At 70.0% G+C, this 13,683-nt stretch carries 12 protein-coding genes; 4 read left to right on the top strand and 8 right to left on the bottom strand.

The annotated features are described in order from the left end of the window. Window positions 1-13: 13 nt before the first annotated feature. The 3 genes from VKZ50_02370 to VKZ50_02360 all read left to right on the top strand — a co-directional run bounded on the left by VKZ50_02370 (window position 14) and on the right by VKZ50_02360 (window position 2,936). Window positions 14-1,126 carry a serine hydrolase domain-containing protein gene (locus tag VKZ50_02370; protein ID HLJ58555.1) on the top strand — a complete coding sequence of 371 codons (1,113 nt, stop codon included), beginning with the start codon at window positions 14-16 and terminating at the stop codon, window positions 1,124-1,126. A 110-nt stretch (window positions 1,127-1,236) separates the two neighbouring features. Further along, window positions 1,237-2,235, top strand: a complete 999-nt coding sequence (locus VKZ50_02365; protein ID HLJ58554.1) for a BadF/BadG/BcrA/BcrD ATPase family protein — start codon at window positions 1,237-1,239, stop codon at window positions 2,233-2,235. Next, window positions 2,232-2,936 (top strand): putative N-acetylmannosamine-6-phosphate 2-epimerase, encoded by a 705-nt coding sequence (locus tag VKZ50_02360; protein ID HLJ58553.1) that lies wholly within the window; start codon window positions 2,232-2,234, stop codon window positions 2,934-2,936. The genes VKZ50_02365 and VKZ50_02360 overlap by 4 nt, the downstream gene beginning before the upstream one ends. 107 nt (window positions 2,937-3,043) lie before the next feature. Here the strand turns inward: VKZ50_02360 and VKZ50_02355 are convergent, their stop codons facing one another. The 7 genes from VKZ50_02355 to VKZ50_02325 form a co-directional block, all read right to left on the bottom strand. Next, window positions 3,044-3,955, bottom strand: a complete 912-nt coding sequence (locus VKZ50_02355; protein ID HLJ58552.1) for a CehA/McbA family metallohydrolase — start codon at window positions 3,953-3,955, stop codon at window positions 3,044-3,046. A 233-nt stretch (window positions 3,956-4,188) separates the two neighbouring features. Then, on the bottom strand, window positions 4,189-5,541 hold the full coding sequence (locus tag VKZ50_02350; GenBank protein ID HLJ58551.1) for an ABC transporter substrate-binding protein: 1,353 nt from the start codon (window positions 5,539-5,541) through the stop codon (window positions 4,189-4,191). Window positions 5,542-5,618: 77 nt separating this feature from the next. Continuing rightward, window positions 5,619-6,515 carry a carbohydrate ABC transporter permease gene (locus tag VKZ50_02345; GenBank protein HLJ58550.1) on the bottom strand — a complete coding sequence of 299 codons (897 nt, stop codon included), beginning with the start codon at window positions 6,513-6,515 and terminating at the stop codon, window positions 5,619-5,621. Further along, window positions 6,512-7,387, bottom strand: coding sequence for a sugar ABC transporter permease (locus VKZ50_02340; GenBank protein HLJ58549.1), 876 nt, complete (start codon window positions 7,385-7,387; stop codon window positions 6,512-6,514). Before VKZ50_02340 ends, VKZ50_02345 begins: the two co-directional genes overlap by 4 nt. 22 nt (window positions 7,388-7,409) lie before the next feature. Next, complete coding sequence (locus VKZ50_02335; GenBank protein ID HLJ58548.1) at window positions 7,410-8,171, bottom strand: glycerophosphodiester phosphodiesterase family protein; 762 nt, start codon at window positions 8,169-8,171, stop codon at window positions 7,410-7,412. Window positions 8,172-8,274: 103 nt separating this feature from the next. Next, window positions 8,275-10,215: a S9 family peptidase gene (locus VKZ50_02330; protein HLJ58547.1), complete on the bottom strand. Its 1,941-nt coding sequence runs from the start codon at window positions 10,213-10,215 to the stop codon at window positions 8,275-8,277. Window positions 10,216-10,292: 77 nt separating this feature from the next. After that, window positions 10,293-12,098 carry a hypothetical protein gene (locus VKZ50_02325; GenBank protein HLJ58546.1) on the bottom strand — a complete coding sequence of 602 codons (1,806 nt, stop codon included), beginning with the start codon at window positions 12,096-12,098 and terminating at the stop codon, window positions 10,293-10,295. Window positions 12,099-12,263: 165 nt separating this feature from the next. On the opposite strand from VKZ50_02325, the gene VKZ50_02320 reads away from it, so the two are divergent. Beyond that, window positions 12,264-13,046 carry a hypothetical protein gene (locus VKZ50_02320; GenBank protein ID HLJ58545.1) on the top strand — a complete coding sequence of 261 codons (783 nt, stop codon included), beginning with the start codon at window positions 12,264-12,266 and terminating at the stop codon, window positions 13,044-13,046. A 27-nt stretch (window positions 13,047-13,073) separates the two neighbouring features. Here the strand turns inward: VKZ50_02320 and VKZ50_02315 are convergent. Then, window positions 13,074-13,683 (bottom strand): PE family protein (locus VKZ50_02315; GenBank protein ID HLJ58544.1); only part of this gene is annotated, 610 nt, incomplete at its 5' end.

Genomic DNA, 13,683 nt, shown 5'->3' with positions numbered 1-13,683 from the left:
GGAGGGACGCGGCGTGAGCAAACCGGCGGCCGTGTTCGGCCCCGCGCTCGAACTGCTGGCGGACGGCATCGGCCACGCCTATCCTGGCGCCGTGCTGAGCGTCCTCTATCGCGGCGAGGTGATCCTGCGTCACGCGGAGGGCCTGGCGGCCCGCCGGCCGGTACCGAGGCCGGCGACACCGGCCACGATCTACGATCTCGCGTCGCTCACGAAGGTCGTCGCCACGACTCCCCTGATCCTGCAAGCCGCGTCGGAGCGCCGCCTTGGCCTCGACGATCCCGTGACGCGCCACGTCGCCGAGTTCCCCCACGCCGGCGTGACGCTCCGCCAGTTGCTGTCGCACTCCTCGGGCCTCCCGGCGTGGATCCCATTCTACCTCGAGACCTCCGGGTGGGGGGCGATCGTCGGGCGTGCCGCTGCGGCGCCGCTCGTGACGCCGCCGGGCACGCAGGTCGTGTACAGTGACCTCGGGTTCATCCTCCTGGGGGAGGTCGCGCGGAGAACCCTCGGCGCGCCACTCGACGAGTCGGCGTGCGCGCGCCTGTTCGCCCCACTCCGCATGTCGGACACCGGATACCTCCCGATGCCGGCGCTGCGAGAGCGGATCGCGCCGACCGAGGACGGCACCGCGATCGAGCAGGAGATGACCGGCGGCGCGGGCCGCCGGCACACGTGGCGGAAGACGCTGATCTGGGGCGAGGTCCACGACAGCAACGCCCACGCCATGGGCGGGATCTCCGGGCACGCCGGTTTGTTCGGCACCGCCGACGATCTCGTCGCGTACGCTCGCATGTGGCTCGCGAAGGGCCGCGGCCCCGGGGGCCCGGTGCTGATCCCGACCATGGTGCAGGAGGCCACCACGCCCCAGACGTCCGGTGAGCCGGCGCGTGGGCTCGGATGGGCACTGACCGGCACCCAGGGGTGGTGGGGGGACTGCCTGTCGCCGCGCGCCTACGGCCACACGGGCTTCACCGGAACCGCGCTGGTCATCGATCCCGAGCACGACCTTGCGATCGTGCTCCTCACGAACGCGATCCACCTCGGCCGGGACCGGACCGGCATTCTCGCGCTGCGACCCCGCATCGCCGAGGCGATCGCACGGGGGCTCCTCTCGGCTCAGGCCTGACCTCCGTCGCCATCACGCGACGCGGGCGACCGCCGCGAGCGGCCCGCGCGGCGGCTGACCGGTCGACGCGAGAGGACCTGTCTCCCACCGTCCCGAACATCGGGTCGAGCATGGACTACTTCCTCGGGGTTGACGGCGGCGCGTCGAGCACGCTCTGCGCCGTCTGCGCAGACGACGGCGCAGTCCTCGGTATCGGCCGCGGCGGTCCCAGCAACCACATCCTCGCCCCAGGCGGGCGCGAGCGTGCCCGCCGCGCGGTCGGGGCCGCGCTCGAGGCCGCGCTGCGCGTGGCGAACCTCGGGTCCATCGAGTTTCGCGCGGCGCAGTTTGGCATGACCGGCATCACGGCCGGCACCGACCGCGCGCGCGTGTTCGCGGAGGTCGTAGGCGAGGTGCTCCGCGCGCAGACCGCGCGGGTCGACAACGACTCCGCTATCGCGCTCGCCGGGGCGCTCGCGTGCGGACCGGGAGTGATGGTGATCGCGGGAACCGGATCGGTGGCGCTCGGCCTGGATCCCGCGGGCCGGGAGGCGCGCGTCGGCGGCTGGGGCTACATCTTCGGCGATGACGGAAGCGCCTTTGCCCTCGGCCGCGCGGGCGTCCACGCCGCCTTGCACGCTCTGGACGGGACCGGGCCAGAAACGGTCCTCGTCGACCGAATCCCGCCCGCGATCGGGATGGCCGTCGAGGCGATCCCGATGGCGTTCTACGAAGGCCGGATGGATCGGGCTCAGGTCGCGAGCCTGTCGCGCGTCGTCACCGCCGCCGCGACCGCCGGCGACGTGGTCGCCCGCCGACTCGTCGAGCGCGCGGCCGCCTCACTCGCCGATCTCGTCGCGGCAGTCATCCGCCGGTTGACATGGCCCGAGGGAGCCACGCCGGTCGCGCCGGTCGGGGGGGTGTTCGACGCCGGCCCCATCGTGTTCAAGCCGCTGCGCCTGGCGCTCGCCCCCGCAGCCCCGGGCGCAGTGCTCGTGCCGCCGAGGTACGAACCCGCGGCGGGCGCGCTGCTGCTGGCCCTGCGTTCAGCGGGGGTGACGCACACCCCAGAGCGCTTGGCGCTCCTCGCGGCGACGTGGCAGATGCGCACCGCCGAGCGCACGCCATGAGCGCCGAGTGTCTCGATCGGCTCCGCGGACGGCTGATCGTCTCCTGCCAGGCGCTTCCGGACAGCCCGCTTCGTGATCCGGCGATCATCGCCGCGCTTGCCCGGTGCGCCGTGCGCGGCGGGGCAGCGGGTGTCCGGATCGACGGCCCGGACGACGTCGCCGCGGTTCGCGCGGCCGTCGACGTGCCGATCATCGGCCTGTACAAGATCCGAGACCGCGCGCCGGTGTACATCACGCCGACACTCGAAGAAGCCCGTGCCGTCGCCGGCGCCGGCGCCGACATCGTGGCCGTGCAGGCCACCACGGAGCGCGAGGGCGACGCCGGCGCGGACCCGCTCGCTGCCCTCATCGATCGGATCCACGCCGAGTGCCGGGTACCGGTGCTGGCCGACGTCTCCACGCTCGAGGAGGGACTCGCGGCCGCGTCGCGCGGCGCCGATGCCGTCGCGACGACCATGGCCGGCTACACGCCACATAGCCGCCACGCGGCTGGCCCCGACCTCGACCTGGTACGGGCGCTCGCCGCGGCGGTCGCGGTGCCCGTCGTCGCGGAGGGACGCATCACGACACCCGAAGACGCCGCCGCGGCGCTGAACGCAGGCGCGTGGGCGGTCGTGGTGGGCCGCGCGATCACGATGCCCGAAACGATCACCGAACGGTTCGTGCGCGCGCTCGACGCCGCCCAGCGGTGCGCGCGCTAGCGTGCCGACGCCGGGGCGTCGCCTCATCACCGTAACGCGCGGCGCGTGAAGTAGTGTCGGGGAGCCTGTTCGACGAGGGGCGGTCACCGCTCGTCGAGTGAGAGATCCTACCGTCCCACAAACAACGGGTTCGTCCAGGCCCGCTCGCCCGCGGGACCGATGACCTCCACGCGCAGGTACCGCTCCCGCCCGCGAAGCGTGAACGTCGCCTCCCGCAGCGGCATCCCGACCGCCGCCTCGCGGTGTCCCCAGCGGAGGTCGCAGATGAACCGGATCTCCCGCGCGCCCGGCGCCCCGACTCGGACCGTCACGGCTTCGCCGTCGAACACGACGTTCTCCAGCACGGCACCGGTGGACGCGTAGAACGCGCCCTCGGCGAGCGCGCGGACGACCGCGGCCTGTGAGAGGCTCTCCGCCCGCAGCATCGTCCACGCGCGGCCGGCGTCACCCATCCGCCAGTGCGTGTCGTCGTTCGCGATGCCCACGAGCGGCTTCTGTGCGCACAGACAGTCGTCCCAGTGCACGCCGCTAACGCCCTTCGCGACGTCCACCTCCGTGTTCGTATTGTAGACCTCGAGCCCGGCGACGCCCTGGAGCGGGAGCAGATCGTCGACGACGAGACCGCTCCAGTACGGGTGCGCCACGAAGACAACGGCGCCCGCGCGGCGGAGCCGGTCGATAACCTCCTGCACCGGCAGACCGTGGCGCGACGCCGCGTCGTGCGGCAGGTCGATCATCGCGTCCACCCCGATTCCGACGAGGTGATAGGGCTCGCCGAGCCGGGACCGCCCGGCGTCCACCTCGGTGCCTGGCACGAGCAGGAGCCGGCCGCCGGCCGGGGGATGCGCGCATGTCAACTGATTGTGATCGGTGATCGCCAACACATCGTACTCGCGGTCTGCGAACCAACTGACCGTGTCCTCGACCGACCGCGCGCCGTCCGAGTTCGTCGTGTGACAGTGGAACATCCCGCGATACCATCGTCCCGGCAGCGCAAACGGGTTTGGGCGACGAGTCACCGATCGACCTCCGACGTTCCGGGATGCCCCGGGAGTAGTGCGGGGCGCCGCTCATTCACGGAACGACCCGCCCGCGCGTTGGTTCGCCGACGCGCTTCCCGACCGCGTCATCATGGTGCTGCGGGCGGGCGGTCCGGCGCGGCTCGAACACGATCCCACGGGCCGGCCGGTCCGCCGGTTCCACGACCCGAGCGTTTCTGACTGTCTGATCGCCGCGACGCACGCGCCGCGCGCTAACTCACCCCCATCGTGCGGTTGTACACGGCGATCGCCTGGTTCACGTCGCGCGCGGCATCCGCCAGCGCCTGCTGCGGCGACTTGCGGCCGAGCACGGTCGCCTCGATGGCGTCCTCGGACTTCTGGCGCGCCTCGGGGAACACGCCGAGCAACGCGCCTTGGGTCGCCGGGTTGATCGGGCTGCTCCGCAACTCGCTGATCGCGGTGAGGAACTGCGGGTACTGGGCGAGCGTCTGCCGGGCAATCGGCTCGCGATACGCGTCCCGCCGAATCGGGAAGTAGCCGGTCCCGACGTACCACGCCGCCTGCTGCGGGGGCGCCGAGATGAACTTCACGAACTCCCACGCCGCCTGCTGCTCCGCCGGTGGACGCCCGTTGAGAATCCAGGCGGATGCCCCGCCGACGATGCTGCCGCCGTTCGTGGCGGCGGGGGGCTTGGGGAAGTAGCCGGTCCCGAGTTGGAACCGTCCGCCGGACTGCGTGAGGAGGCTCTTGAGGGTGGCGGTCGAGTCCACGGTCATCGCCGTCTGGCCAGCCGCGAACGCGCGTTGGCTTGCTGCCGTCGGGCGCCCGGGGTTCGTCGCGACCCCGTTCTTGACCATTCGAGCCCACCACTCCAGGATGCGGGTCCCCTGCTCCTCGTGATCGTAGACGACCGCGGTCGCGGCGGCGGTCCGCCCGTTGTTGTTGTTCACGTACAGCGCGCCCTGGCGGGCAAGGAGTTGTTCGAAGAACCATCCATAGATCGCGATCGTGATGCCCGAGCGTGTGGCGTTGCTTTGCACCAGTTTCGTGGCGTACGCTTCGATCTCCTCAAACGTGCGCGGCGGCTGGTTGGGATCGAGGCCCGCCTGCTTGAACAGGTCCTTGTTATAGTAGAGGATCGCGGACGAGGTGTTGAACGGCATCGAGTAGAGCCGCGTGCCGACCCGATAGTACGAGAGGATGTTGGGTTCGTACTGGCTGATGTCGAACTTCTCACGGTCGATGAACGTCTGCATCGGCACGATCGCCTTGCTGTCGATCATGAACCGCGTCCCGATGTCGTAGACCTGGCTCACCGCCGGCACCGAGGACGACCCGAGCGACGCGCGCAGCTTGTTGATCAGGTCATCGTAGCTGCCCTGGAACTGCGCTTCGACCTGGATGTCTTTGCGCGCGGCGTTGAACTTGTTCACGAACGCGTTCACCACGGTCTCGCCCAGGTTGCCGCCCATCGCGTGCCAGAACACGATGCGCGTCGGGGTCTGACCCCACGCCCGCCGCACGGGCGTGCCGGCCGCCGCCGCGCCGAGCGCCACCGTGCCTGCAGCCTTCAAGAACGTCCGCCGTGTGACCCGTCTCCCCATGATGCCACCTCCCGGTATTGAGTACGCGCATGCCTGGTCTGTCGTTCGCCTCCGGCCTGCCGAGGCGCGGGGGCGCGCTATCCTTTCACCGCCCCGGCGGTCAGCCCGCGGACCACGTGGCGGTATCCCAGGATGAACAGGAACACCGTCGGCACGAGAATCAGCACCACCCCGGCCATGACCAGGCTCCACGCCACCACCTCCTGGGACTGCAGCAGCGCGAGGCCGATCTGGGCGGTCCGCATATCCGTGGAGTTGATCACGAGGAGCGGCCACAGGTACTGGTTCCACGCCGACAAGAACGCGTAGATCGAGAGCGTCGCGAGCGCCGGGCGCGCCAGCGGGAGTACGATCGTCCACAGGAACCGGCGCCGCGACGCGCCGTCGATGCGCGCGGCGTCCTGCAGCTCGCGCGGGATCGTCATGAAGAACTGGCGCAACAGGAACGTGCCGAACGCGGTCGCCAGGTACGGCGTGACCAACCCCGCGTAGGTGTTGATCCACCCGAATGTCCGCACCGTGAGGTAGTTCGGGATCAGCGTGACCTCGCCGGGGATCATCAGGGTGGCGAGAAACAGAAAGAACAGGACCTGGCGTCCCGGGAACTGCATGAAGCTGAACGCAAACGCCGCAAGCGACGCGGTCGCCAGTTGCCCGAGCGTGATCACGCCGGACTGGATCAACGAGTTCAATAGGAACCGCGGCAACGGGGCCTGCTGGAGTGCCTCCGCGTAGTTGCCCGGGCTCAGCACGTGCGGCCACAGCGTCGGCGGATACCGATCGACCTCCGCGGCGGTCTTCAAGCTGGTCGAGAGCGCGAACAGCACCGGAAACAACACGACGAGCGCGACGGCGACCATCAACACGTCCAGGCCGATGCGCGACGCCGCGCGCCTCAGGGTCCGGGCGGCCGCGCGCCGCGGGAGCACCCGGTCCGCGCGGGCCGCCGCCGACGCGGCAGACGCAGGTGTCACTGGTACGTCACCCACCGTTCGAACACCGTAAACTGCAGGCCCGTCAGGATGAGCACGAGCGCGAACAGCACCATCGCTTGCGCGGCCGCGAGCCCGAACCGGAAGTTGAAGAAGGCGTTGCGGTAGATCGAGTAGACGATGACGTTGGTGGAGCCGACCGGCCCACCCTGCGTCAGGATGTGGATCTGCCCGAACGACTGCAGCACACCGAGCGTGGCGACGACGCCGATGAAGAACAACGCCGGCGAGATCGCCGGGATGACTACGTTGCGGAAGGCCGCCCACTGCCCCGCGCCGTCGATGCGCGCGGCTTCGATCAGCTCGTCGGGGACACCCTGCAGCGCGGCGAGCAACACAACGACGTTGAACCCCAGGTCCTTCCAGACGGTGGTCGCGGCAATGGCGAGCAGCGCCCAGTGGGGGTCGGTCAACCACCCGATGCGGGGCCCGTGCACGACCGACAGCAGATAGTTCAAGATGCCGACGTTCGGGTCCAGCATCCACTCCCAGATCAGCGCCGCGGCCGCGATGCTCACCGCGATCGTGAACGAGTAGGCAGTCCGGTATACGCCGATCGCTCGAATCCGCCGGTTGGCCAGCAACGCCAGCGGCAGGCCGATCGCGATCCCTGCGGGGACGGTGTACAGCGCAAACAAAAACGTCACGCGGAGGCTGTTGAGGAACTCGGGCGAAGCGAGCAGTTGCGCGTAGTTGCCGGTGCCGACGAACAGGGTCAGCCCGCCGAACGGGTTCGTCTCGTAGAGGCTCATCTGGGCGTTGCGGACCAGCGGGTAGAAGACGAACAGCGTGAACACGGCAAACGACGGCACGAGGTACACGAGCGCCTGGACCAACGCGCGCGCGGATCTCATGCGGCGCCGATCCGCGCCGTCGTCACGCCGGCAGCACCCGCCGAAGCAACCGGGGGTCGTTCGAGGTGATGCCGTCCACGCCGAGCGCCAGGCAGCGGCGCGCCGCGGGCTCGTCATCGACCGTCCAGACGAACACTCGCAGCCCCGCCCGATGCGCCCCGGCCACGACGTCCTCGGTCGCAAACGTCCAGTGGAGGCACAGCGCGTCCGCCCCTGCGGCGTGTGCGGCCGCCGGAGCGTCCACCAGCCGCGCCGCATAGATGATCCCGCAAGGGCTGCGGGGGGAGAGGTCCCGCGCGATCCGCACGCTCTGGTGGTCGAAGGACATCAGCAGCACGTCCTCCTCCATCCCCCTCCGCCGGATCCCGTCGAGCACTCGACGCTCGATCCCATCGTAAAATACGGGCGCATTCTTGATCTCGATCTGCAGCAGCGCGCGCCCGCGGACGAGGTCCAGCACCTCATCGAGTGTGGGAATCGTGGTCCCGGCGAACGCCGGGCCCAACCACCGTCCTGCGTCCAACCGCCGCAGCGCCTCGAGAGTCAACGAGGCGACCGCGCCGCTCCCGTCCGTCGTGCGATCGACGATCTGGTCGTGGATCACGACCACGTGTCCGTCCTGGGTCAGCTGAACGTCGCACTCCACTGCGGCCGCGCCTTCGTCGAGCGCCAGCCGGAACGCCGGGAGCGTGTTCTCGGGAGCGTACCGCGCCGCGCCCCGATGCGCCACGCCAACCACGGGCCCTCCCCGCCACCGCCGTCCGCGAATGCCCTCGCTCGCCACCGCTCCTCCTGCTGTGCGTCTCTGTTCGATGGGTCCGTTGCCGGATACCTGCGTTCGTCCGTTGTCGTTCGGTTAAGGAACGGCGAAGAGCGTGCGCCTCCCGTCAGCCGGGGAGGTTCTCGATCCGCACCGGGTCCACGGCGTCCGCGAGCGGGAATCCGAACACTCGGGCATGGAAGTACAATTCCGCCTCGAGGGTGCGTTTGATGTTTTCCGCCCGCCGGAATCCGTGCTGCTCCCCGGGATAGGCCAGGTAGGCGACGGGCAGTCCCTTCGCGCGCACCGCCTCGAACATCATCTCGGCCTGGTTCGGCGGAACGACCTTGTCCTCGAGCCCCTGGAACAGGATCAACGGCCGCGCGAGCCGGTCGAGGAAGTGGATCGGCGAGCGCGCGCGATACAGATCGCGGCGCTGCGGGTAGGGACCGATCAGGTGTTGGTCGTAGCGGGACTCGAACTTGTGCGTGTCCTGCCGGAAGACCTCGAGGTCGGCGATGCCAAAGTGGCTCGCGCCGGCCTGGAACGCGTCGCGAAACACGAGCGCGCACAACGTCGTATAGCCGCCGGCGCTGCCGCCGCGGATCACGAGGCGGCGGCCGTCCACGCGGTCTTGCTGGACGAGGTACCTGGCGCCGTTCGCGCAGTCGTCCACGTCCACAACGCCCCACTGCCCGTACAGCCGCTCGCGATACGCACGCCCGTACCCCGTGCTGCCGCCGTAGTTCACGTCGAGGTATCCGAACCCGCGGCTCGTCCAGTACTGGACCAACAGGTTCAGCGTCGGAGATGCGGCACCCGTCGGCCCTCCGTGGCTCGTGACCAGGAGCGGCGGACGTGCGTCCGCGGGGCCGGCGAAGTCGGGGTTGCGGGGGGCGTAGTAGTATCCGTACGCGGTATGGCCGCCCTCGGTCGGGAACTCGATGGCCTCCGGCTGGGACAGGTACGTCGGATCCGGCTCGCTCTCCGCGGAGCGGCGCAACACCTCCGTCCGGCCGGTGTCGAGGTCCAGGCGCACCACCGCGCGGAACGCGACGGGACTTCCCGCGATGAAGACCGCGTGACGTTTTCCGCACCGGACGTTCTCGGCGCCTCGGTACGGCATCTCGACCGGGGCCATCCGACCCGTGGCCGGATCGAGCACGCCGAGCCCGCCGCCCCCGGGCGCGCGGTACGCGCAGATCAGCCGGCCGTCCGGCCTGAGCGCGTACTGGGACATGCCGAAGACCCACTGCGGGACGCCGAATTCGGCCGCCATCGGACACACGGGATCGTTCCGTCCGTCGCCCCCGCGGTAGAGGTTCCACCAACCGGTGCGGTCCGACACGAAGAACAGCGTGCCGTCCGGCGCCCATTCCGGTTGAAACACCGACTCCGCTGCGCCGCCCGCGACGCGCGTGCTCCGCGCGACCGCACCGTCGGCCGCGAGGTCCGCGACCCACAACTCGGTCCCGTCCCACGGCATGTTTGGATGGTTCCACGTCAGCCATGCCAGGCGCGAGCCGTCCGGGCTGAGGCGCGGCGACGAGTAGAAGTCGTTGCCTTCGACGAGGATCCGTCCGCCGGTGCGGTCGTCGCCGTTCCAGGGCAGACTGACGAGGGTGTTCACGGCCTCAGACGCCGTGGTCGTGTGGTCCTCGCGCACGCACACCAACCGTTCGCGACGAGCGTCAATCACCGCATCGGCGTACCGCATGTCCGCGGCGGGACTGAGCGGCCGGGGCGGTGCGCCCGGGTCCTGCCGGAAGAGGCGCTGGTCGACGAAGTTGGAGAAGTACACCACGCCACGGTGGACCGTGTACGCGCCGCCACCGTACTCGTGCACGCGCGTGCGCGCGTTCATGCCGGCCGGCGTGACGTCCACGACACGCCCGTCCGGCGTACGGTGCACCACGACATGCCGTCCGCCCTCCGAAGGGCGCGCCTCGATCCAGTACGCGTCGTCGCCGTCCAAGACGACCTGGTCCAGACCGATGGTACCGGAAACGATCAGATCGGCGGTGATCGGGGACGTCCAGGAGCCGTACGACTTGGTCTGTGGCGACAACGGCGGTCACCTCCCGAGGCTAGTTGCTTCGACGCGCCCGGGCGACACTCCCAGCGTCGCGGAATCGCCGAACCGGATCAGAACCGGTAATCCAGCTCCAGGCGGTACGAGTCGGCCTGCGACACGCCGTTGAACTGCCATGAGAAGTAGTACAGGCGAAGCGTGGCGTCCTGGCCGAGGACGTGCCCCGCCGACACGAGCCAGCCCGAGAACGACTGCCCCTTCGGGGCGCAACTTTCGCACACGGCGTTGGCGAACGCCGGCCCGCCGAACCCGGCCGCCCCCGGCTGCGGACCGGTGCCGAGCGATGTGCCGCTTTCGTATCCCGCGGCGAACGTCCAGCCGGCGACCGGGGGGAACTCCACGATGCCGAAGGCGTTCCGAAACCCGCCGGGCCAGATGAATCCGACGACGGCATCCTCTGCCGCCCCGTACGCTGGGTAGAACGCGGAGTCGAACGACTGATAGCCGAGGACCACTATCGGGGCGCGCCCGTCGGGATTCCCCACGACCGCCTGGGCTTGCCAGCCCATGCCCGTCGTCTGGGCGGTGGGATCGTACCACCATCCCAGCTCGGCCTGCAGGCGCACGTCCCGTCCGAGCGCCGCGTTCAGGTCGGCGCTGTAGCCGGTGCCGGGAATGTTCGTGATCGGACTCGTGGTCCCCGCGTTCGCGGCGTTGACCCAGCCGTTCTGCGCGCCCCACCAGACGAACGAACACTGGGCAACGCCCTTTCCCGCGCCCAGGAGTGTCAGGTCGGAGACGAGCTCGGCGTTGTTCACGCCCCCACCGGGGTCACACGTGTCCGTGAGCGTGTTCACGCCAACCGTCACGTCTGGCGTCAGCGCCGCCTGCGCGCGACCGCCGATGAACGTGACACCCCCGACCCCGCCGAGGAGCACCTGCGCCTGCATGCCCTCGGGGTGGTAGGTCGCCACGAGGGCATCGACCCCGTACGTCCCGAGACTCCGCTCGCCAACGACGTCTTTCGCCGTGTCGAGCAGCAGCCCGACCGGGCCGAGCTGCAACACCGTCGTCTGGCCTGGGGGCGGCGACATCGGGTACAACGGATCGCCGTTGCGCGGCAACCACGTGTCGCCGCCGAGATGACCAATCTGAATCTCAAGCGGCAGACCGAACGCGCCGCCCCAATCGAACTGAAACATGTTGATCTGGGCCATCGCGTCCGTCAGCCCGCTGTTGAACGGGATAAACATGGTGTTGAACTGCCCGGCCGGCGCCGCGTTCACGACGCTGAATGTTCCGTCCGTCGTCCCGACCTGATTGAACGTCGTCAGGCGCAGCCGGAATCGGGCATCGTCCGTCAGACCGCCGTCGAACTCCACCCGAGCGCGCATACTGGCGAAGTTCAGGAGGGGTTCCGCTGACGACGACGCGATCGGCCCCCGACCGGGGTTGTTGAGCGCAATGCGGCTGAGTTCGTAGCGGACGCGGGTGTCGCCGCTGACCTTGACCTGTCTCACCTCGGTCCCGAGTTGGGCGACCTGACGCTGCAACACCTCGCTCAGGACGTCGAGCGAGGCAAGCTCCGCCTCGAATTCGTGCACCAGCCGCTGCACCGCGGCAAGATCGCTTCGGCGGACCCCGGCCGACGGACTGGGGACCTGCAGCCGCGCCACGAGCTCGGGCAGCGCCCGGGCGAGCCAGGCGGCGACTTCCCCGCGAGTCACGTCCTTGCCGCCGTCTTGGACGAGCGGCGCGACCAGCGGATCGAGCGCCGGCCCAGCCACGACGCCGTGGTGGACCAAGCCGTCCACGACGCCGGAGACCCACGCCGGCGCGGCGCGGTCGGAGAACGCCTGGGCGCCGGCCGGACCGTCACCCCACACACACACGAGGCCCAGCGCGATTGCAAGCCACACGATCCGTGACGCACCTGTCTTCATCATGGACCCTGGGACGATACGACGTCTCCTACGGCGACCGGTTGACGCGCCACGCGTTGCCCGTTACGGCAGACAAGGATTCTGGCCCGCAGCCAGAATTCCTTGAACCGACAGCGAAATGGCGGTAAGGAGGCGCTCGGCATGACGATCGCAATCGCGATCTCGCTCTCCGAAGGGATCGTGCTGGCCGCGGACGGCCGGACGACGCGGTGGCGGCAGACGGGCGACCACCGCGCGATCGACGTTCTGACGGATTCCGCACGCAAGATCTTTCCGCTCGGCCCTCAGACGGCCGCGGTGACGCACGGCCGAAGTCATCTGCGCGGGGATACGATCGCCGCACTCGCAGCGCGATATGCCGCGCGCCTGGCCCCAGAAGCCTCGCGCGATGTCACGACGATCGTCGACGGGTTTCTCGCCTCGCTCGGGCGCGAAGACGGGGCGGCCGCCTCCGACCAGGCGCCGGACGCGGAGCCCGTGGGGTTTCTGATCGGCGGGTACGGCCCCGACGGTGTGGGGAGGATCTACGAAGCAGCGTGGCCGGCTGGCGAGCGGCGCCTACTCTCCACCACCGATGCGCCGAACTATCATTGGCGCGGTCAGGGCCACGCGATCACCCGGTTGTTCAAGGGGATCGATCCCGCGGTGGACCTCTCCCTGCTTGACGCGAAGACTGCGGAGATCGTCGCACGCCTCGAATATCTGGTTCCGCTCCGCCAGATGAGCCTCGTCGACGGCGTCGCCCTGGCGAAACTGCTGGGCTCGATCACGCTCGGCGTCGCCCGCTTCGCACGGGCGAGACAGGGCGAACCCGATCTTCACCAACTCGTTGGGGGACGTCTCACCGTCGCGACCGTTACGCTGGCGGGGTATCGACGCGTCCGTTTCACCACGACCACGAGCGACTTCTTCAGCCCCGCGTAGCGAGCGATCGGTCGTCCACACCAGAGATCAGTGACCGTTGCGTCCGGGCGAACACCCGTCTCCCGCGCACCCGCCGCCACGACCCCCCAGACCGTTCGGCCCCGACACGCCGCCTGAGGCGGCGGAAGCGCCCGGTGTGCTGCCGCCGTTCCCGCCCGCTCCACCTGCCCCGCCGTTTCCGCCGGACCCGAGGCTGCCGTTCTGGCCGTTCCGGCCATTCTGGCCGTTGGCGCCGATCGATCCGCCGGATGCCGTTCCCGCGCTGCCTCCGAGTCCACCGTTGCCACCGTCGCCGGCGCTGCACCCATCCCCGATGCAGCCGCCTCCGCTCCCACCATTCCCGCCGGCGCCGCCCGCGCCATTGCTTCCGCCGGATCCGCCCATCCCGCCGTTGCCGCCTCTGCCTCCGTTGCCGCCGTTGCCGGCCGTGCATCCACCACCGACGCACGAGCCGCCGTTGCCGCCCGCACCGCCCGCGCCGCCCGCACCGCCGTTGGGTCCGACCGCACCATCGCCACCGCTGCCACCGCTGCCGCCGTCGCCGCCGTTCCCCCCGCTCATCGAATTACCCGCATCACCGCCGTCGCCGCCGTTACCGCCTTTTCCGCCGTTGCCCCCGCTATCGTTCCCGCCGTTC

This window comes from bacterium, assembly GCA_035295165.1.
Taxonomy (GTDB): Bacteria; Sysuimicrobiota; Sysuimicrobiia; order Sysuimicrobiales; family Segetimicrobiaceae; genus JAJPIA01.
This window is presented reverse-complemented; position numbering and strand designations above follow the sequence as displayed.

Coding starts and splice junctions, on each gene's coding strand:
- VKZ50_02365 (HLJ58554.1), top strand. CDS start 1,237: ATGGACTACTTCCTCGGGGTTGACGGCGGCGCGTCGAGCACGCTCTGC.
- VKZ50_02360 (HLJ58553.1), top strand. CDS start 2,232: ATGAGCGCCGAGTGTCTCGATCGGCTCCGCGGACGGCTGATCGTCTCC.
- VKZ50_02350 (HLJ58551.1), bottom strand. CDS start 5,541: ATGGGGAGACGGGTCACACGGCGGACGTTCTTGAAGGCTGCAGGCACG.
- VKZ50_02340 (HLJ58549.1), bottom strand. CDS start 7,387: ATGAGATCCGCGCGCGCGTTGGTCCAGGCGCTCGTGTACCTCGTGCCG.
- VKZ50_02320 (HLJ58545.1), top strand. CDS start 12,264: ATGACGATCGCAATCGCGATCTCGCTCTCCGAAGGGATCGTGCTGGCC.